This window comes from Pseudanabaena sp. BC1403, assembly GCF_002914585.1.
In the GTDB taxonomy this organism is placed as follows: Bacteria; Cyanobacteriota; Cyanobacteriia; order Pseudanabaenales; family Pseudanabaenaceae; genus Pseudanabaena.
Genome location: NZ_PDDM01000003.1, coordinates 166,760 through 186,072, shown reverse-complemented (window position 1 = coordinate 186,072; position 19,313 = coordinate 166,760). Strand labels below are relative to the sequence as shown.

At 41.5% G+C, this 19,313-nt stretch carries 19 protein-coding genes; 11 read left to right on the top strand and 8 right to left on the bottom strand.

Features of this window, described 5'->3' with window-relative positions:
* The first annotated feature begins 13 nt into the window (after positions 1-13).
* From CQ839_RS04645 to CQ839_RS04615, 7 genes are all read left to right on the top strand, one after another.
* Complete coding sequence (locus CQ839_RS04645) at positions 14-349, top strand: cation:proton antiporter subunit C (protein ID WP_103667109.1); 336 nt, start codon at positions 14-16, stop codon at positions 347-349.
* A complete protein-coding gene (locus tag CQ839_RS04640; protein ID WP_103667108.1) occupies positions 346-1,788 on the top strand; it encodes a cation:proton antiporter in 1,443 nt (480 codons plus the stop codon). The genes CQ839_RS04645 and CQ839_RS04640 overlap by 4 nt, the downstream gene beginning before the upstream one ends.
* On the top strand, positions 1,785-2,180 hold the full coding sequence (locus CQ839_RS04635; RefSeq protein ID WP_103667107.1) for a Na+/H+ antiporter subunit E: 396 nt from the start codon (positions 1,785-1,787) through the stop codon (positions 2,178-2,180). Before CQ839_RS04640 ends, CQ839_RS04635 begins: the two co-directional genes overlap by 4 nt.
* A complete protein-coding gene (locus tag CQ839_RS04630; RefSeq protein WP_103667106.1) occupies positions 2,177-2,461 on the top strand; it encodes a hypothetical protein in 285 nt (94 codons plus the stop codon). Before CQ839_RS04635 ends, CQ839_RS04630 begins: the two co-directional genes overlap by 4 nt.
* Complete coding sequence (locus CQ839_RS04625; RefSeq protein ID WP_219817717.1) at positions 2,458-2,796, top strand: monovalent cation/H(+) antiporter subunit G; 339 nt, start codon at positions 2,458-2,460, stop codon at positions 2,794-2,796. The genes CQ839_RS04630 and CQ839_RS04625 overlap by 4 nt, the downstream gene beginning before the upstream one ends.
* On the top strand, positions 2,797-3,459 hold the full coding sequence (locus CQ839_RS04620; protein ID WP_103667105.1) for a DUF4040 domain-containing protein: 663 nt from the start codon (positions 2,797-2,799) through the stop codon (positions 3,457-3,459).
* A gap of 83 nt (positions 3,460-3,542) precedes the next feature.
* Positions 3,543-4,202, top strand: a complete 660-nt coding sequence (locus CQ839_RS04615; protein ID WP_103667104.1) for a Na(+)/H(+) antiporter subunit B — start codon at positions 3,543-3,545, stop codon at positions 4,200-4,202.
* Positions 4,203-4,432: 230 nt separating this feature from the next.
* On the opposite strand, the gene CQ839_RS04610 is transcribed toward CQ839_RS04615, so the two are convergent.
* The 4 genes from CQ839_RS04610 to CQ839_RS04595 form a co-directional block, all read right to left on the bottom strand.
* A complete protein-coding gene (locus CQ839_RS04610; protein ID WP_103667103.1) occupies positions 4,433-5,455 on the bottom strand; it encodes an SPFH domain-containing protein in 1,023 nt (340 codons plus the stop codon).
* Between the two features lie 87 nt (positions 5,456-5,542).
* Positions 5,543-5,767: a ferredoxin-thioredoxin reductase variable chain gene (locus tag CQ839_RS04605; protein ID WP_103667102.1), complete on the bottom strand. Its 225-nt coding sequence runs from the start codon at positions 5,765-5,767 to the stop codon at positions 5,543-5,545.
* Between the two features lie 117 nt (positions 5,768-5,884).
* The gene (gene rsfS / locus CQ839_RS04600) at positions 5,885-6,331 is read right to left on the bottom strand and encodes a ribosome silencing factor (RefSeq protein WP_103667101.1); all 447 of its coding nucleotides are present in this window, start codon (positions 6,329-6,331) and stop codon (positions 5,885-5,887) included.
* Positions 6,332-6,446: 115 nt separating this feature from the next.
* Positions 6,447-7,037, bottom strand: coding sequence for a GNAT family N-acetyltransferase (locus CQ839_RS04595; RefSeq protein WP_103667100.1), 591 nt, complete (start codon positions 7,035-7,037; stop codon positions 6,447-6,449).
* A 118-nt stretch (positions 7,038-7,155) separates the two neighbouring features.
* Here CQ839_RS04595 and rsmA point away from each other — a divergent pair, with 118 nt between their 5' ends.
* Both rsmA and CQ839_RS04585 read left to right on the top strand, forming a co-directional pair.
* A complete protein-coding gene (rsmA, locus tag CQ839_RS04590; RefSeq protein WP_103667099.1) occupies positions 7,156-7,995 on the top strand; it encodes a 16S rRNA (adenine(1518)-N(6)/adenine(1519)-N(6))-dimethyltransferase RsmA in 840 nt (279 codons plus the stop codon).
* Between the two features lie 406 nt (positions 7,996-8,401).
* Entirely contained in the window at positions 8,402-9,517 is a 1,116-nt protein-coding gene (locus CQ839_RS04585; RefSeq protein WP_103667098.1) for a DnaJ domain-containing protein, read from the top strand.
* 341 nt (positions 9,518-9,858) lie between these two features.
* On the opposite strand, the gene CQ839_RS04580 is transcribed toward CQ839_RS04585, so the two are convergent.
* On the bottom strand, positions 9,859-10,461 hold the full coding sequence (locus tag CQ839_RS04580; RefSeq protein ID WP_103667097.1) for a superoxide dismutase: 603 nt from the start codon (positions 10,459-10,461) through the stop codon (positions 9,859-9,861).
* 223 nt (positions 10,462-10,684) lie between these two features.
* On the opposite strand from CQ839_RS04580, the gene msrB reads away from it, so the two are divergent.
* Positions 10,685-11,209, top strand: coding sequence for a peptide-methionine (R)-S-oxide reductase MsrB (gene msrB, locus CQ839_RS04575; RefSeq protein WP_103667096.1), 525 nt, complete (start codon positions 10,685-10,687; stop codon positions 11,207-11,209).
* Positions 11,210-11,281: 72 nt separating this feature from the next.
* Here msrB and CQ839_RS04570 read toward each other — a convergent pair whose 3' ends face one another.
* Positions 11,282-13,309, bottom strand: a complete 2,028-nt coding sequence (locus CQ839_RS04570; RefSeq protein WP_103667095.1) for a DUF3769 domain-containing protein — start codon at positions 13,307-13,309, stop codon at positions 11,282-11,284.
* A gap of 470 nt (positions 13,310-13,779) precedes the next feature.
* Positions 13,780-14,934: a DNA polymerase III subunit beta gene (gene dnaN, locus CQ839_RS04560; protein WP_103667093.1), complete on the bottom strand. Its 1,155-nt coding sequence runs from the start codon at positions 14,932-14,934 to the stop codon at positions 13,780-13,782.
* A 965-nt stretch (positions 14,935-15,899) separates the two neighbouring features.
* Between dnaN and psb32 the strand changes: the two genes are divergently transcribed.
* A complete protein-coding gene (gene psb32 / locus CQ839_RS04555; RefSeq protein ID WP_258040623.1) occupies positions 15,900-16,604 on the top strand; it encodes a photosystem II repair protein Psb32 in 705 nt (234 codons plus the stop codon).
* A 173-nt stretch (positions 16,605-16,777) separates the two neighbouring features.
* Here the strand turns inward: psb32 and CQ839_RS04550 are convergent, their stop codons facing one another.
* Positions 16,778-19,216 (bottom strand): hypothetical protein, encoded by a 2,439-nt coding sequence (locus tag CQ839_RS04550; RefSeq protein ID WP_103667091.1) that lies wholly within the window; start codon positions 19,214-19,216, stop codon positions 16,778-16,780.
* Positions 19,217-19,313 lie beyond the last annotated feature (97 nt).

Below are 19,313 nucleotides of genomic sequence, written 5' to 3'. Positions count from 1 at the left end.
AATTATCAAGAAATTGTTGGAAGCCTTTGCTTTGGCAACCATACTCTGTGGATTTTTTGGGATTATTCTCAAAAAGAACTTAGTTATGAAAATCATTTCTATGGATGTGATGAGTACTGGAGTAATTGCCTACTTTGTAGTGATTGCAGCGCGTCAAGGAATATTTACCCCAATCCTTAGCAATATGCCAAGGACAAACTACGCTGATCCAGTACCACAGGCGGTAATCCTAACAGCGATCGTGATTGGCTTCTCGATTCAGGCACTGATGCTAGTTGGCGTAATCAAACTATCACGGAACAATCCCACCTTAGAAATTAGCGAAATCGAGCAGAGTGACGTGCCATGACTACTCTGACTTTGATCTGGATTGTCTTACCCTTTTTGGTGGGCTTTATCATCTATCTGCTGCCAAAATGCGATCGCATTCTGGCTTTAGTCGGTGCATTTGCATCGGCGCTATATGTGATTCCTCTATTTATCCAGCAAACGCCAATCAATTTGCGATTGCTAGATAACTTTGGCGTGAGCTTGATTCTTGATCCTTTGGCAGGATTTTTTATCTTGACCAATGCTTTGGTCACAGCCGCAGTAATTATTTACTGTTGGCATACCGACAAAACAGCTTTTTTTTATGCCCAAGTTTTGATTTTGCATGGCAGTGTCAATGCCGCCTTTGCTTGCACAGACTTCATCAGTTTATATGTGGCGCTCGAAGTAATTAGTATTGCTACATTTTTGCTAATTGCCTATCCTCGAAGCGATCGCTCAATCTGGATTGGTTTGCGTTACCTATTTGTGAGTAATGTTGCCATGCTGTTTTACCTGATTGGGGCAATACTGGTTTACAAAGCCAGTCATTCCTTTGATTTTGTGGAATTACGGGGCGCTCCACCAGAGGCGATCGCCTTGATATTTTTGGGCTTATTGGTTAAAGGTGGCATCTTTGTTTCAGGTTTATGGCTGCCATTAACCCATGCTGAATCAGAATCACCAGTTTCGGCGCTGATGTCAGGGGTCGTAGTTAAGGCGGGCGTTTTACCATTAGTGCGTTGTGCATTATTGGTAGAGGAGCTTGCTCCAATTGTAAGACTATTTGGAGTTGGAACCGCTCTACTAGGTGTCTTCTTTGCCGTGTTTGAGAAAGATACCAAGCGGATGCTAGCATTTCACACCGTTTCGCAGTTAGGTTTTATTCTTGCTGCACCAGAGGTTGGCGGATTCTATGCACTCACCCATGGCTTAGTGAAATCGTCACTGTTTCTAATCGTGGGCAATTTACCTAGCCGTAACTTCAAAGAATTGCAACATCAGCATCTTCCTAAACAGCTCTGGATTCCTTTAGTGATTGCAAGCTTTTCCATTTCAGGGTTTCCTTTACTGTCTGGGTTTGGGGCAAAGGTCTTAACCATGAAAAACCTGCTGCCTTGGCAAGTAGTTGGGATGAATATTGCCGCATTTGGCACTGCGATTTCCTTTGCAAAGTTTATTTTTCTGCCACACAATAATCAAGATCAATCAGGACAATCAAACTTAAAAACTGAGTTTTGGGTAGCACTCTCAATTTTATTGGGTGGATTAGTTTTGGCGAACGTTGTTTATTTTGAAGCCTATGATCTTGAAAATATTGCTAAGCCCTTAATAACAATCGCGGGCGGCTGGATAGCATATTGGCTGATTTTTCGATCTGCATTGGTCAAATTGCCGACTTTGTTTGAGCAGTTTGAGAATCTAATCGGTGTTATGAGTCTGATGTTAATCTTATTGTTCTGGATGGCGCTAGCATGATTGGACAATTCATATTACGAATCGTGATTTGGTTTTTGCTGACTGCCAATTTCAGTCTAGCAAACATTGTGATTGGGGTTGTCATTGCTATATTGCTTCCCAGTTGGTCTAACGATCACACTCGACTCAAGGATGCTCTGAAAGGTTTAGGAAAAATAGTTTTGGCAATTCCTCAAGCCTATGTTGAAGCCCTTGAGATGATCTTCAAGCCTCATATACATGAAAAAGTAATATTGGAAGAAGCAGGAAAACGGCGATCAGCAGGAATCATTTTCTTGGATATTTTCTTAATCACTTTCACTCCGAAAACTATTGTTTTGAGATATCTAGAAGATGGCTGGTATGTAGTGCATTATGTATTACCTCAAAAAACTCGTAGGAGGAATCCATGAATCTAGATACAATCCAAAATTTTGTCCTAAATTTTGCTGTGGGAGCGATGATTCTTGCCATGCTAATTCCACTCTATAAAGCAGGAAATCATGGTGATGACATTTGGGAAATGATGCTGGCTTTTTCTAGCGTTGCGGCTAAGTCTGCAATTGTGATTTTAGTAATTTCGATTATGCGTGATGATTGGATGATCGGCGTAGTTGGGGTGATCATTTTGAGTGTTGGGAATGCAGGATTTATGCTCTTGGCTCACATTATTAAACGTACAGGTGAACTATGACAACTTTAATGATTGGATTAAATATTCTTAGTTATATCTGCATTGCCATCGGGCTATTATTTTGGTTCTGGGGAACTTCGGCTTTGCTGACTAAACGATCGATATTGTTTAAATTGCATAGTCTATCGGTGTCTGATACTCTTGGCTCGATCGCGATTGTATTTGGATTGATTTTACAGCGTCCTAGAGATGCTCCTTTGCTGATTCTGGCGATTATTTCCTTAGCCTTATGGAATACGATGTTGGGCTATGTTCTTGCTTATTGTTCTAGTAGTAATGACCCTCAATGGAATCTCAAAATAGACCAAAGGGAACAAAAGGGAGGTGAGCAATAAATGGCTAGTTATGATGGTTACGTTTATGCGATCGCGGTGCTGTTACCAATATCAGCATCCATGTTGGTATTCCAAACTAATCCCTACCATGCCCTAGTTACTCGTGGAATCTTGGGCGCAATATCAGCGTTGGTCTATACCATTTTGGGTGCGGCAGATGTAGCGTTAACCGAGGCTTTAGTTGGTGCTTTTTTGGCGACGATGCTTTATGCAATTGCGGTGCGCTCTTCCTTGGTATTGCGTTTGGGTGTGGTTGAGGAAATTGCGATCGCCCATGACTTAGAAGCAGAATTAAATAAGATTGATAATCCGTTCAAACAGTTGGGGAAGCAACTGGAGCAACCTGAGCCGAGCCAACAGTCTCTAGATTCTCCTGAAAATCTAAAGTTGTCTATCTCTAATTTTGGGCAACTGGTGAATGCTTTAAAAGTCACTTTTAGTAAGTACTATATGCGCATTGAGTTAGTTCTTCACGAGAACGAAATAGAACTAGAAAAAGCCCTAATCGATAAAAATGTCCATGCAATTTTACATAGTTCGGAGCATCAGGAAGATGCAGATACTAAATTTTATAAAATCGAAATACGTTTGCCTCGTCTTTACGAGATTATGCAAGCAGATCCAGCTTTGTCGAATATTCAATTAACTTACAAAAAGAGATGATTACAGCTATCTCCGAAACTTTTAATTACCGTCATTCCTGACGCTAAAACCCTACCGCTTTTAGCCCTACCCCTCAAACAATTATGAAATGGATTTACATAGTCGCAGGCATCGCTTTTTATATCAAAATGTTATTTATCGCTAATCCCGCACCTCGATTGTCATTCTCGATTGTAGAAGCGATCGCACAAGATAGCGGAGTAAGTAATGTAGTTTCAGGAATAATTTTTCGTAATCGACTTTATGACACTATTTTTGAAGTAATTGTGTTTACGATCACGATTATGGGTGCAAACTTTTTGCTGGCTAATGAGAAGCCTTTTACCAGAATTTATCAATTTGCGGATCAGACTTCGATTGTACTAGCTCAACTAGGGGCTACTATTGCTGCTTTAGTAGGGATTGAGCTTGCGATTCGTGGACACCTGAGTCCTGGTGGAGGCTTTGCCGCAGGTGTTGCTGGTGGAACTGCGATCGGCTTGATTGCGATTACTTCTCCTCCAGAAAAACTCCAAAATATCTATAAGCGATGGCACGCCGCAACTTGGGAAAAAATATCAGTTCTTATTTTTATTGTCCTATCGGTGGTTTCGCTTTCAGGTATAGAGCTACCCCATGGTCAGATGGGCGAACTAATTAGTGGCGGTATGATTCCGATCCTGAATATTCTTGTAGCGATCAAAGTAGCTCTGGGCTCATGGTCAGCCGTATTAGTTTTTATTAGATATCGAGGATTGTTATAGATATCAAACCCTAAACTATAGAGGAGATGCTTTTATAGCAATGAAAGTTTTGCTTACTGCGCTTTGCGCTTAAACCCAAACCAAGAAAAAATTTAAAAGCGTTGCTTCGCAACGCTTTTAAATTTTTTCTTGTGGTTCGTTTGATCGGTAATTGCTGTAAATGAAAGCGGCGCTTCGTGCCGCTTTCATTTATTTGGGTTTTATATGGATTGTTTTTTCCTTTGAGTTCCCTAATTGCTGCTAGGAGGATCTTTTTCGCTATCCGATGGTGGTGGAAATTGCTTGAGTTCGGGTAAATTGCGTAACGTTGGAGGAATATTGCCACTTGCACCATAGGGTTGCTTTGCGATTGCTTCAGCTATTTTCTCAGGCATATTACTATCGTTCATCGCTAATAATGCTTGAATCGCCGCAGGGATAGAATCTGGATCCATAAACAAAACTTTACTGCTAGGGCTTTCTCCGATCGCTTGTCCCATGGCAAGATATTTTTGGGCTAATAAATACTGCACCGCTTCCTTGCCATTAGGATGCTTAGCGATCGCATTGGCAATCCTCTCGATCGACAGAGCCATCGCTTCTGTCTGTTCTAGCTGAACTTGACGCTCTGATTCTGCTAATACCCGATTAGATCGAGCTTCAGCCTCTGCCTTAGTAATTTCTGAAGTCTTCACACCTTCAGATAGGGAAATCATCGCTTTTTTCTCAATCTCGGCTGCCTTTTGTTTTTCCATTGACAGAAGCACTGAACTCGGAATCGTAATCTCGCCTAGCCTGACACGTAAGACATTGATTCCCCAATCTTGGGTGTCTTTGGAAATACCCGTTAAGATTTCACCATTAATTCGTTCTTGACCGCCGATGATGTTGTCTAGTTCACAGCGCCCAATTTGTGTTTGAATTTGAGTTGAAAGTGATATTTTCAAAGACAGATCGACATTTTCGATGTTGTAGCGAGCTTTTTGGAGATCAGTAATTTGCCAATACATCGTGCCACTAACATTGACGCTAACATTATCAGAAGTCATGCAAGGCTGGGGAGGAAGCTCTAACACCTGCTCACGGGCACTTTTGATTAAGGAAACACGATCTACAAACGGCAGAACAATGTTGATGCCTGGTTCCATCGTCTTTTGATACTTCCCAAACCTCTCAACCAGTGCAATTTGCCCTTCTTCGATGATCCGAAAGGAGCGATAGATATAAGTGCCACTTAACAAAGCAAAAACAATGCTGAAAATTGTTGCTTCCATATATGTAAACCAATGGTAGCGATTTATTCAGGTGCTAATAACATATAAAAGACTGGCTAAGCCAGTCTTTTATATGTTATTGGGATCTTAACCAACTGATTCTATTTCGTGATCGCCTAAATGGGTTACAAATTTAGGTGTAAATCTCACCTCATAGGGATAGTTCGGACTGATCGGGCGACCATTCCACTCCGTATGCACACGGACAATTTCGCCTTCAAGCCCTGAAATGTCAAAGGATTTGCCTTTGTGTTCAGGATGATGGAAAACACTTAATGCTGTTTTGACTCGAACACGATCGCCAATCTTCATAAACTCTGATATATCCAAATTTAAACGAGATTTTTCAATTATCGCTTGTCTTTGCAGCCAATGCTATAAATCTCAAAAAACAAAAGCAAACCAAAGGTTTGCTTTTGTTTTTTTGTTTTATATTGCAGTTACAACTTCATCTTTTTCTGCCTCATCTGGCAAAAACACTTCAAGTTTTGGTGCGTGACCCCAAAATGCCTCTAGGTCATAATATTCACGCTCTTGAGCCATCATGGCATGGACAATTACATCGCCGTAATCGAGCAAAATCCAAGTGCCATCCTGCTCACCAGCAATATTTCTAGGCTTACGTCCAAACTTCTCGGCAATCACTTCTTCAGCCATGCCCGAAATTGCCCTTACTTGGGCTTTAGAAAATCCTGTAGCAATCACAAAATACTCAGCCAGACTCGACACTTCACCGATCGCTAGCAAAACGATATTTTCTCCCTTGCGATCATCCGCAGCGATCGCTGCTGCTTGCGCCATTTGATAGCTTTGGTCTTGCTCTCTCTCACTTAGTTTGAGATCTGTGGGGGTTGCGATATCGGTTGCGATGGTCATAGTTGGCAGATGTACTCCTGATAAATTATTTCAACACACTAACATTGTAACTTGATCTCAAAGTTTGGCGCTGTCTAAACATTTAGGGGCAGCGCTCCGCGCTGCCCCTAAATGTTTAGAATCTTTTTTGTAACAACAATTTTTTGGGTCGCCCCATTAGCCAATACTTTACAATACCCTCTTGGCTATATAGTCGGTAGCCAATGTGATCGTACAGATGACGAGCAGGATGATTGTCTTCAAGAACATGCATATAGAGCCGCGAAAAACCCCATTGTTTTACCGTTTGCTCTGCTGCTAACAAAAGTTGTTTGGCTACACCACGTCGCCGCCATTGGGGATGCACTGCTAAGTTAAAGACATAGGGATATTGATGCATTTCGCGACCTAACCAAAATTCGCCATAGGGCTTGACAGGCACGTAGCGCATACAAATTTCAAGAGAGGCGATCGCTTGAAATTTATTGGCAGGATGGGTAGCGACAAGACATGCATAGCAAGGTGTTTTGTCCCCAAACCGACCACTGAGATCGAGCATGATGCCGTAGCGCAAAATTGGATATACCAAATCCGTAAAGCAGCGTTGCAAAAAGTTTACTTGGTGATCAGTATTTCGATAAAAGCTCTCAGTCAAGATATCGGATACATGACCAACATCTCTAGAGCTAGCTTGACGAATGGTAAACGAAGAAGATGAGCTTGGCACATTCAGCGCTAACGGCTTAGCGAAAATAATTTAACGATCTCAGTTATTATCGCTAAAGAGAGTTCATAACTGAATAATTAGCCGTTAATTTAGCCCCATTTTTTAGCAAGCGATCGCAATGACCAATTCCGACAATCCCCTCTATGTCCCAAGTAAAACTATTCGCCCCCGAAAACAATTTGGGCAACATTGGTTACGAAGTGATGATGTGCTAAATAAAATTTTACGCGCGGGACAATTGCAACCAAGCGATCGCATTTTAGAAATTGGGCCAGGGACTGGTAATCTCACTCGTTTACTTCTACCCTTTGTTGAGTCGCTCACTGCTGTAGAAATTGATCGCGATCTTTGTGAAAAGCTTCGAAAAACAATGCATCAAAAAAATTTCCAATTGATCGAAGGGAGTATTCTCGATATTCCTCTTCCTGCCCAGACTAACAAGGTAATCGCCAATATTCCCTACAACATTACAGGCGAAATTCTAAAAAGGCTATTGGGAACTCTTTCGGATCCAATTCAACAATTTGAGCAAATTGTGCTGCTTGTGCAAAAAGAAATAGGCGATCGCTTAGCAGCAAAAGCTGGACACAAAGCCTACAATGGTCTCAGCGTCAAGATTCAATATCTTGCAGAATGTCAGTTTATCTGTGATGTTCCCGCTACAGCTTTCTATCCACCGCCCAAGGTTAACTCGGCTGTTGTTCGCATCATTCCCCGCCCACCAGTGAATGCTGCTAGCGATCCTAAGTTTTTAGATCGCTTGATCACGCTAGGTTTTGCGACTAAGCGCAAGATGTTGCGAAACAATTTAATTTCAGAAATCGATCGCGATCAATTGGTTCTCATTTTGGAATCAATGGGAATTAATGGACAAGTAAGAGCTGAGGATCTAGATGTTGCTCAATGGGTTGCTTTGAGTGAAGCGATAATCAAGTCGAAACTATATAGCAATGATTGAGTTACTCCCTTCCCACTAATTATTCACTAGGAAGGGAGCATGTAGTAGCCATCAATACAAAAGTTGCAATTCTAATTATCAAAATCGGTTATTTGAAAGCCCGCCGTTGGCGGGCTTTCAAATAACCGATTTTTGTGTTTCCAGCGCCGAAGGCGCTGGAAACACAAAAATCGGTTTCATAAGAAGAATTGCTGGATACAAAAGTATTAACTCTATTTTTTTTGATTTTATTGGTATAATACCAATTTTTAAAATGGCGTTTCCATTTTAAAAATTGGTATTATATTGTTTTTTTTAATTCTTAAAATTTTAATCACACTTTTGAGAATTGATATTCAAGAATTGATATAAGTACTTAGATAAATCCGATCGCCACCATCACTCAATATGGGCAAAGCGAGTTAACATGAACCAGCCCAAGCAGCCAAACCTCCAGTTTATCCGCATTGATCGAGGTATTAGTCAGTTCAATCATGACTACTACGCTGCCTTGGGCTTGCCCATCAACAGCAGTCCCTTTTATATTCGTCATGTTTATTTGAGCATTGCTCGTATATTGCACCCTGATGTTTATGGCTTTTCAGATGAAGAAAAAGAAATCGCCACACAATATCTAGCAAAATTGGTTAATCCAGCCTATAACGTCCTGATGAAAGAGGAAGAGCGTAGAGCTTATCAAGGGATATTTCAGTTACTGGCTAAGCGTTTAATGCAAAAATCGCGCAATGTGCCAATTCATTCCAAGATCGCTTGTGAGTTGATGATGACACCTAATGATGGTCTATATGAGCGATCAGTTGCGGCGATCGCAAATGTGCAGTACAACTCAATCAGAACTATTTTGGAATATACAGCCCAGATCAGTGAACTAAATCTGGTTTACATTCTCTTTAAAGAAGGTTACCAATACGGTGCAGACAACATGCCGCCAGTGCTTAAGCCCATGTCACCCACCCAAAGTCCACAACCTTATTCAGCAACCTATCCTAATCCCCCACAAAAAACTAGTTACGCATCCCCTCCCCCTCAATACTCAACTTTCCAGCGTCCTAGTAATCGTAAACCAGACTCAGATGAAACTATAATTCAAACCAGAATTGAAGAGCGTGATACTAGTGCAATTGGCGATCGCCTAAAAATCTGTGAAATCTATATAAGTCAGGGCGATTGGAAATCAGCTCTTAAGGATTTGCGCGAAATCCTCCAACTTGATAAAAACAATAGTAAATGTCATGCCATGCTCGGTGTGGTTTATAAAAATATCAACCAGCCGCAAATGGCAAAAGTTAGCTTTCAGCGATCGCTTCAGATTAATCCCAAAGAGCCATTGGCACTAAAGCATATCAATGATATTCACAATCCAATTCCTAGCCAGACTAATACTACTAAAAACAACAGTAAAAGCGAGCCAAATCATTCAACCGCAAAAAAAACACCCCTTCCACCACCACAAAAACGCGGCTGGCTATCTAATCTGCTCGGATGGTCTTCACCCGATGATGGCAATGACTCAAAAAAATAGATTTCCTCGAAACTCAGTATCACTTTTACAGACTCTAGATAAGATCTGTAATACCAATTCACAAAAGTGTGGCAACACTTTCGTGAATTAAAAACCAAACCCCGTAAGGGTTTTGAAAACACAAAATGGCTACGCCATTTTATGTTTTGGTATAAGAATTTAAGTGTTCGATTGCAAAAATGACTAATGCCAAAAGGACTAAGAAAACTTGAAATGGCGATCGCACTGTTGATTCTGGAAAATGCGATCGCAATATTTAGATTTAAATCCTAAAAAAAGAGAAGCCTCGCGTTGCGAGGCTTCTCTTTTACAATTGATAAAGTGCTAAGCACTTTTCAGAACTAGGCAGCCGCGAAGTTAGCAGCGACAAAATCCCAGTTGATTAGTTTTTCAACAAAGTTAGCCATGAAGTTAGGGCGGCTATTTTGGAAGTCCAAATAATAAGCATGTTCCCAAACATCCATCGTCAACAAAGGCACTTGTCCTTCATGGATCAAAGGATTTTCAGCGTTAGGAGTTTTGGTGATTTTCAGCTTGCCGCCTTCAGCAACTAGCCATGCCCAGCCGCTACCAAATTGGGTTGCACCAGCATTTTTAAATTCGGTCTTAAAGTTATCCAAGCTACCAAAGCTCGCATTGATGGCATCCAACAAAGCACCAGTAGGAGCACCGCCACCAGCAGGCTTAATACCATTCCAGTAGAAGGTATGATTCCAAACTTGAGCTGCGTTATTGAAGATTCCAGCTTTGCCTTCTTTGTAGCTAATCTTGATGATTTCTTCTAAGGATTTGTCAGCAAGATCGGTATCTTTAATTAGGTTGTTGAGGTTGTCAACATACGCCTTATGGTGCTTACCATAGTGAAATGATAGGGTCTCAGCAGACATACCCGAAGCTGCGAGAGCATCTTGGGCGTAGGGTAAAGATGGGAGTTCAAATGCCATTGTTGTTTAACCTGTTAAAGTTTGAAGTGATTTCTCAGCTTTAAGTATTGTTACAATTATAAACTAGATTGTAAATCGTAGTAACTGTTACAACTCTAACTTTATATTTCGGAGATCCACATCCCAAAATTCCACATCCATACAGCCATCGACTTTCGTAACTTTAATCAAAGTAATGAAAAAAGTCCAATGTGATTAGCAATACCAAGCTATAAAATCAACCATGAAAAAAAGAGATTTGTTACTAACTGGAGCAGCCATCATCGGCGGCACTTGGATATCCCAATTTTGGCGACAATCTTCAGATTCCATCCCCACAGACTCAGCGATCGCAGTAGACTCAACTAAAGCAACTAAGAGATATAAAATCATGAAAACCGAAGAAGAATGGAAGCAAACTCTTACTCCAGAACAGTTTCGTGTTTTACGAAAACATGGCACTGAGAGAGCATTTACTAGTCCTCTCGATAAAGAATATAACAAAGGGGCTTATAACTGCGCTGGTTGTGACTTGCCGCTATTTACATCTGACACTAAATTCAATAGCCGCACTGGTTGGCCAAGCTTTTTTGCACCAATTGAAGGGGCGATCGCAACTACAACCGATACTTCTCTGTTTATGAAGCGTGTTGAAGTCCATTGCAGCCGATGTGGTGGACATTTGGGACATGTCTTTGACGATGGACCAAAACCCACAGGACAACGCTACTGCATGAATGGAGTTTCTCTCAAATTCGTTCCTGCTTAGCCCAAAGATGTGTTGCAAAGCACTACCTCTTTTGAGCGTAATTAAAAAAGGCGGTGCTTTGCACCGCCTTTTTTAATTACGCTGTTCTATTCCATTTTGAACATTCGTCACATTAGAAGGTGGGCGAGTCCAGTTAAAGTCACTAATCCGTATTAGAAATTCCCCTAATCCTTGATTAGGATTATATCGAACTACTACAGAATAGGTACGCCTTGCATATTCTAATGAATATACAGAATCAAATAAATTTCCACTATCCAAGCTCCAGCTCTGCTGAATGCCAAGGCGAAGCGGCCCGTAGATTTGCTGAACTATTCCTGCGGTAAGCGATCGCGTATCAGCAACGCGGTCAAATAAGAATGGCGATTTACCGCTAGCAAATGCTTGAGTATAGCTAAGGGTTAAGCCTGTATAGTCAAGGAAGTCTTTGGCAAAATGTCCAACCTCCGCAGCTAAGCCAACAGTTCCATAAAGAACAGCTTGATTAGCTCCATTAGAGTAGAAAGAATTTACCCCCTGCGCGGTCAAAAAAGCATCTAGTCTCGGCACAATTGGTTTTGGAGAGAAGCGCAATCCCGTTTCTTTTTCGGCTGCTAATGGTTCACCTCTTAGCAGGGGAAAAGCTCGGCTGAGTACAGCAGCACCTTGCACACGAATTAATGAACCGATTGTGCTGGGTTGGATATCATCTCGTACCGCCCCAACGAGTTGAGCAGAAGCTTGATAACTAAAAGAAATTTGAGAATCTCCAAGAACATAGTTGGGAGAGAACAAAGTTGTTCCCAAAATGTTATTTACATCCTGAAAACCCAGCGAACCATTGAATACCCGATCGCGAAAAGCATACTGTGAAAGTAAAGTATGGTTACCAAACACTGGCATCTGATAGCTCGCATTAAAGCGCAACAAGGAATCAATCTTAGAGAAATCTAAACCAGCGAAACTAGCTCTTGCAGATAAGCTTGACCCATCATCAAAGGCTCCGTTTAAGGTAGCTACAACCCCAATAATATCGACACCAGAAAATCCATTCTGACTGGAAAAAGCACGCTGTAGAAGCAATTGAGGGGACAGTTGGAAATTCAAGTTGGATTGGGTAATCACATCAAAGCTTTGTTGATAAAAAATACCATCGCGATCGCGGCGGTCAAAACCAACTAAAGCAGGGGCAAAGCGCTGAAAACGATCAAGCGTAATACTATTGACTGGTAATGGCAGAGAAAATCCCTGATCAAAAACAATGCGTGGAGATTCCAGATCGAGACGATTTTGCGTTGGTGAAATCGGGGTTAAGGTAGCTTTACTGGTAGTAAGTTCCAGTTCAGGAGGAGAGAACGGATCGTTGGTTACCCGCAAATTTTCGGCAGTCCAAGTATCTCCATCAATTATTAAACGCTCGGCAATAAATCCAATGCGGCGCACTTGTCCTTCAGAAGAGTTTCCAGAGCCGATAGGAGATATGGTGATCGAGTTAGTAGCAAGTTCTGACGGCGATCGAGATACTTCAGAACTTTGCAAAGTGCCAAGGTCAACAGCACCTGATGCATTAAGGAGATCGCCTTTAACATTACTGTAATTATAAGTAAGCTTTGTACCACGTATCTTTTGGTCACCGCGTGTAAAAAACACATTACCTTCGGCAACAACTTCCTGCGTTTTGGTATTTAATTGGACGCGATCAGCTTTAAGTTCTGATTTTTTGTAATTAATTACCACATTGCCTTCAGCGACAAACACCTGAGTATTAACGTCATATTCTTGACGATCGCTAACCACATTTAACTTTTCCCCCACTCGCGGCGGTAAGGGTAGGCGTGGCTTATCTCTAGGCTTGGGCTTCGGTAAACTATTTGGCTTGATCGGGCCAGCTTGGGAGATCAGAGTTGCTCTGACTTGCTGGGCGATCGCATCAGGATCTGGCAAGGTATCTAAAAAAAGCTTTAGCTGAGATTGCACCTCTAGTGGCAATTCAGTAGGCAATCTAGAAATACGACCATTAAACGCTGACGAGGACGACAACGTTTGGCTAGAGCTAGCCCGTCTCACCTCAGCATAGGTGCTAGGTGGCAGTTGAGTTGAAGGCAGTGGTAAGAAATCCATACTTCAACTAAGTTTACAGGATTTTTCTCTGAGATATAGCTATCGACAGTAAAGTTAAGACATAAAACCGAGAAAGTAAAGCGATGCCTTTACATCGCTTTTACTCTCAACCCCAATATTTGGTGCGGTGGGCAAAGCTCATCGCACCAAATATTACAGCAGTTATCGCTCAAACTCACAGTAATACCAAGACACAAAGTGGCGCAGCCATTTTGTGTCTTTAAAACCCTTACAGGGTTTGGTTTTTAATTCACAGAAGTGTTGTCACACTTTTGTGAATTGGTATAAAACGGGTCACAAGGGCGAAGCCTCGCAATGGGTTTTATAGCTGTCGCCAAGTGTACTAGGACATAAAACCCAAGAATTGATTGGCGGCGCTTCGCGCCGCCAATCAATTCTTGGGTTTTGATTTGTCTTATATATATTCTTGTTTGTGGCGAGTTTGAAAGCAAATTGCTGTAGGTTTGAAATTAGCTACGAATTTGCACAGGCATAAGCAAATAAGTCATTTTGGTTGCCCCAATTGGTACAAGTACCGCAGGGCTGGTCGGATTGTTCATTTGAATTTGAATTTCATTGCTCGGCAGAGCCTTTAATCCGTCCAATAAATATTTGACATTAAAAGCAATTTCCACATCTTCACCCGAAACTTGAGCAGGTAGAGATTCACGTCCAGCGGCAACATCTGGCGCTTCAACCGAGAGAGAAATTTCTTGCCCTGTCGAGTCAATTGTAATTTTGACAATGTTATTTTTTTGGTCAGCCAATACAGCGATACGTTCTAGAGCCGATAAAAACAATTTGCGCTCAACTGTAACTTGACGATCAAAGCGGCTGGGAATCAATTGGCGATAGTTGGGATAAGTACCATCTAGCAAGCGAGAAATCAAGATTTGATTAGCACTTTGGAAAATCATATTGGCACGATCAAACTTAACTGCGATCGCCCCCTCTGTTTGTTGGTTGAGCATTCGTTCTAGCTCGCGTAAAGCTCTAGCAGGAATCGTCACCTCCAGATTAGTAGTCACTGTATCCCCCGTCACAGGAGGCTCATCGGCATCCAAAAATCCTGTCTGCACCACGGATAAGCGATGTCCATCGGTAGCCGCAAACTCTAAGCGATCGGCAGTAGCTGTCAGATGTACACCCGTCAGAATCCGCTTGGTCTCATCAGCAGAAGTCGCAAACAGGGTTGATGACAAACCGCTCAGCATCGACTCAACTGGCAAATAGGTAGTTTCGCCATCTTCGCCAATTTGAGGTAATTCAGGAAACTCTTCTACAGGCAAACCATGCATTTGATAGCGACCAGATCCACAGACAATCGATACCATCGTGTTGTCCTTGTCCACAGTGATTGTGATGTCTTCATCGGGGAGACGCGACACAATATCGTTAAGTAACTTTGCAGGCAGGGTAATCGATCCCGCCTCTACAACTTGAGCAGGAAACGAGACCTGAATACCCAGATTGAGATCGAAAGCAGTCATGCCAAGACTTTGATTCGAGCCATCAGCATCTAATCGGATATTTGCCAGAATTGGATGAGTGGGACGAGATGCGACCGCACGACCGACAAGGGCAAGATTAGCAGCGAGTTGGTTTTGGGGACAGACTAGTCGCATAGTTTGACAGGAATTTTCTAATTTCTAAACTGAGTGGTGATATCGACGAGGCAAGACTAAATTTTGAATAAATTAGATTCTAAAAAATGCAGGTAAGGCTTGTGAGGGGAAATTCTAGAAGATTCCAAAATTTGAGGATTTTTTGAGGTTTTAAGATTTAATAAAAAGCAAATGTATTTAAAATCACTTTGCAGATATTTGTTGAGAGCAGACTTTAAACAAAATTTTACTTTAGAAAATTTTTCTGAAAAGCTTTTTACTCTTGATTTTTTGATTTGTGGAAGCCAATCATACCATCGTTGGAATTTTTTACAATACCAAAATCCAAATTTATATTCTCATATTTTTTTCACTTGCTCTAATTATTACTATCTAAAGAATAAAAAATCTTTAATAGTAGTAGTAGGGGCTGTGGAAAATGTGGAAAACTCTAAGAAAACTATATACAACAGTACTTCTAGCTGTTTTTGCCTGTGGAAAACCCTGTGGATAAAGTGGCTAGTTTTCCACAGGGTATAAATACCTAGTAAAAGTTTTCCACATTTATTTAAAAGTTTTCCCCAGATATTGCCAGCTTTTCCACAGAAAGGCTCTAGTTATCCACAGGTTATCCACAGGCTCAAAATAAACATATATGTTTATCAACAGATTTATACCCAGAATGTTCATAGAAAACTCTTTTGGAATTTATTGGTGAAATCTTAATAATACTTAAATAACAAGAATTTATTAAGGGTTATGATGCTTTTGCTGTTTTTGTAATTTTTTTGGTTGGGACTTGATTAGTGATCTTGAAAGCTTTTTTTTGCCCCGCGAAATCGGAAATATTGCTGAAGATAATTTGTTGTTGCTAAAGACGATCTCCAAATTTTCTCTACGATTCCTTGCAGATTGATATAGTGATGAAAAGTGAAATTGCTTGAATTGAGTTTTAAAAATTAGTTTTAAAAATTGTGTTTAAAATTGTGCTTAAAAATTTATTTTACCGCCTATGTTTTGGGGCGATCGCATTACTAATTAGCTTTAATTTATTGACTGGTAATGTCTGGGCTTTGCAAGTATCCGATATTCCAGACTTAGCCGAAATTAAGACGCTGACTGATCAGACTTGGGTGATTGATGATTCTGAGGTATTAAGTACTTCGACTAAAAGTGCGATCGTCAGCAAAGCTGAGAAATTAGCAGAATTGACGGGCATCGAAGTTCATGTTGTGGCAATTCGCCGTATTGATCTAGGACAACCTGCATCAGAATTCACGGCGGAATTATTTGATAAATGGTTCCCTTCTGAAGCAGAGAAAGCTAATCAAGTATTACTATTTATGGCTACAGAAGACCATCGTACCGCCATTCAGACTGGCACAAAGGTAAAGGAAGTCTTACCTGATAGCATTGCCAATAGTATTGCTGATGAGACGATGCTCTATCCTGCGCGTAAGGCAAACTATAATCAAGCTATAAATGAGGGAATTGCACGTCTTGAAACAGTTCTGAAGGGCAACCCTGACCCTGGTGCGCCTCTATTAGCTGTGGAAGAGACTGAGACAAGTAACTATGCTACTAGAGAGGAAACTGAGTCAAGTTCCTCGAATGTGGTGGTTATTATTTTGCTGGTTTTGGCAACGCTGTTACCAATGGCAACCTATTACTGGTTGCAAAGCCAACCTTAAACTCAAAAAGAAAGAGCCGATGCTTTGCATCGGCTCTTTCTTTTTGAGTTTAGGGAACTCCAAAGAAAAAATGATCCTTATAAAACCCCAAAATATAGCGGCGGGCTGCGCCCGCCGCTATATTTTGGGGATCGATTATTTTGTGTAAGTCCCTTAGTGCAAATCCAGCCTTTTTATGGATCATCAAAATCTTTGTCTTGAGCCAAGTTGGGTGGAGTAACGGCGCGAGTGACCCTCACTTTATGACTTTCGCGTTGGGTTTGGGCTTCGATCGCGATCGCTTCAAAAGAAACATCAATACTACTGAGCGGAATCGAGATGTTCGTGCGAGTTTCGATATACTCGGCATTGGGAACAGTACTAAAATCTAATAGCCAACGTGGCCCATCGACAATCATCCGCGTTTGCAAATCTTTGATCCAGAATTTTACAAAGAATTTAGGAGCAAGCGCAGGTAATCGTACGGTTACTAGCATCGGTGTTCCTGAAATTAGCTCACCTGTAGGAATAATGATTTCAGGGATGGGAATTGGCTCTTGATCCGATAAAGCCTGTGGTGAAGATTCTTGAATATTGCGGATAGTTTGGGCAGTCTCAGACAAAGTGGCAGCAGTGGAATTTTGGCTTGACACAGTGCTAATTGGGAAAGTGTTGGAATCAATGGGGTCTTCCCAAACATATTCATTTAGAATTAAATCAGATTCAGGTGTTAGTAACCGATCAAGCTCAACATCAAGTTCGAGATCTAGTTCTGCAAGGCTGGTAGCCTCAGTGATCGTTCGGGGAGGTTGTTCGGGGTTGTCGAGATCAATGGCACTAGTAGAAGCACTTGGTAAATCATCTGCTAGCAAAGGATCTCTGGGAGCAAAGGTGTCAAGCAATAGCTCTTCGGTGCGTTGGTTGGCTTTTTGGACAGCGATCGCATCGGCAGATAGAGTTTGTAGCTTATTGAGAAAACTATTGCTCCGATTACGGGAAGACTGAATATGAGGACTTGGCAGATTTTCTAGAAGCTCTTCGTAGTTTTGGGGAAGTTCTTCTTCAAAACTGTAAAGTAGCTCTGGTTCTTCTTCAGAGTTTGATGGAATTTGGCGATCGCTATCAGCTAAATCACCAATATTTGTTAGATTAAATCCCGACTCGATTTCCTGCGGACTGTCTGCGTCTTCCTGTGGAAAACTTTGAGAATAATCATCGGTTATTTCAGAATTAGGGGGATTATAAGCTTGATTAATAGTCCTATTTTGTAGAGATGGTAAAGGTGGTAATGACAAAGAATTGGTAGGTATTTGTTGTTTTAATTCCTCTCCCTGATTAGCTTTAGTCTTGTTAGAAGGTATAGGTGGAAGACTAAGTGAATTGGCTGGCTTTGGCTTTGTTGATAGACTTCTAGGTTGATTTTCTGTTGGTGCTGATACCTGTGGAAAACTCTGTGGAAATTGTTGGTAACTAGGCTGATTGCTAGATGTTTCTGTGTTTTGAGAACTGAGAGTTGGTTCTTGGGGAGAATATTTCTGGGCTTCTTTAATGAGTTCGGGCAGAACTCGTGAAGCAGGATAGGAAACCGCGATCGCTTGTTGCGTCACATACAAATCGCTATCCTGTTGAAAGTCTTGCTGGGGATGGATTTGTACTTCACCAATCAGAACTTGTATCTCTGAAGGTGGCGGCACAATGATCTGATAAGTGAAGGACGTTGCGCCAGTTGCTGGATTGCGATCGCTAGAATTAGCGATCACGAAGCGTTGATTTACGACGATATCAAGGGTCTGTGGATCTTTGAGACTCACCTCGATTTCCCCTTGAGCATAGACTTCTCCTGTGAGATTGAAGCTATTGTCTTCATTAAGAATATATTGAGGCTGCTTTAAACGTAATAAAATACGTGGTGGTGCATCTCCGTCTGTTAAAACGTTTGAGCCATATGCTTCTACCTGTCCTATTAGATTAGGGCGATCGCCCAGAGATTCTGTTTCTGATTCTAGATCTTGAGAATCACCATCAACTTCTTCTTCGTCCTCATCATTAAAGAGTGCAAACTCCTCAAACATCGATTCGACGAGTTCAGTTGATCTTTGCTCAGCAATATCAAGAATTGGTGAGCTATAAATTAGAGGGGTTGGCTCAGTTTGGATGATTCCTAATGCATTAGTATGTGATTCATTGGCAAGTTCGGTAGGCGTTTCTAAATCTTCTTCAACTTCGTTATATTGCCAGTCGAAGCTAGCTTCTGCAGAGATTTGAATTACATCAAACTTTACTGTTTTTTTCCATGCAGGGATTAAGTTGGTGTTAGCTGATTCTGAGCCAGATTCTCGGTCAGATTCTGTAGCTATGCAATCAATCTGCCATATCCCTGGTACAAAGTTGGTGTAAGGCATGACGATCAGCAACCCATCATGACTGATACGTTTGGCAATTTTTTGTTGCAGGGGTTGATGCCGCACATCTGCGAGAGGGCGATAGGCGATCGCAATCCCAACTAGCGCATTTGCTAAAGCAGAGCGTGCAGCAAGTCGGTACTGCCCTTCCAAGATCTCTACAGTTGGAGATTCTAAGGGCAACCAGGACTTGTCACCTTTGCGTTGTAGCAAAAACTCCCAGTTTTCCATATTCGGCGATCGCGTGTTAAGGCGGTAAGGTGTGCTTAGTTATCGCAAATACTAACCCATCTAGGCTTGTATAGCAATTAAAACCAAAGATGTATCG

What these genes read in the sequence shown, in the direction of transcription:
- CQ839_RS04640 (WP_103667108.1), top strand. Translation starts at nt 346, where the DNA reads ATGACTACTCTGACTTTGATCTGGATTGTCTTACCCTTTTTGGTGGGC.
- CQ839_RS04635 (WP_103667107.1), top strand. Translation starts at nt 1,785, where the DNA reads ATGATTGGACAATTCATATTACGAATCGTGATTTGGTTTTTGCTGACT.
- CQ839_RS04630 (WP_103667106.1), top strand. Translation starts at nt 2,177, where the DNA reads ATGAATCTAGATACAATCCAAAATTTTGTCCTAAATTTTGCTGTGGGA.
- CQ839_RS04625 (WP_219817717.1), top strand. Translation starts at nt 2,458, where the DNA reads ATGACAACTTTAATGATTGGATTAAATATTCTTAGTTATATCTGCATT.
- CQ839_RS04620 (WP_103667105.1), top strand. Translation starts at nt 2,797, where the DNA reads ATGGCTAGTTATGATGGTTACGTTTATGCGATCGCGGTGCTGTTACCA.
- CQ839_RS04615 (WP_103667104.1), top strand. Translation starts at nt 3,543, where the DNA reads ATGAAATGGATTTACATAGTCGCAGGCATCGCTTTTTATATCAAAATG.
- CQ839_RS04610 (WP_103667103.1), bottom strand. Translation starts at nt 5,455, where the DNA reads ATGGAAGCAACAATTTTCAGCATTGTTTTTGCTTTGTTAAGTGGCACT.
- CQ839_RS04605 (WP_103667102.1), bottom strand. Translation starts at nt 5,767, where the DNA reads ATGAAGATTGGCGATCGTGTTCGAGTCAAAACAGCATTAAGTGTTTTC.
- rsfS (WP_103667101.1), bottom strand. Translation starts at nt 6,331, where the DNA reads ATGACCATCGCAACCGATATCGCAACCCCCACAGATCTCAAACTAAGT.
- rsmA (WP_103667099.1), top strand. Translation starts at nt 7,156, where the DNA reads ATGACCAATTCCGACAATCCCCTCTATGTCCCAAGTAAAACTATTCGC.
- CQ839_RS04585 (WP_103667098.1), top strand. Translation starts at nt 8,402, where the DNA reads ATGAACCAGCCCAAGCAGCCAAACCTCCAGTTTATCCGCATTGATCGA.
- CQ839_RS04580 (WP_103667097.1), bottom strand. Translation starts at nt 10,461, where the DNA reads ATGGCATTTGAACTCCCATCTTTACCCTACGCCCAAGATGCTCTCGCA.
- msrB (WP_103667096.1), top strand. Translation starts at nt 10,685, where the DNA reads ATGAAAAAAAGAGATTTGTTACTAACTGGAGCAGCCATCATCGGCGGC.
- CQ839_RS04570 (WP_103667095.1), bottom strand. Translation starts at nt 13,309, where the DNA reads ATGGATTTCTTACCACTGCCTTCAACTCAACTGCCACCTAGCACCTAT.
- dnaN (WP_103667093.1), bottom strand. Translation starts at nt 14,934, where the DNA reads ATGCGACTAGTCTGTCCCCAAAACCAACTCGCTGCTAATCTTGCCCTT.
- CQ839_RS04550 (WP_103667091.1), bottom strand. Translation starts at nt 19,216, where the DNA reads ATGGAAAACTGGGAGTTTTTGCTACAACGCAAAGGTGACAAGTCCTGG.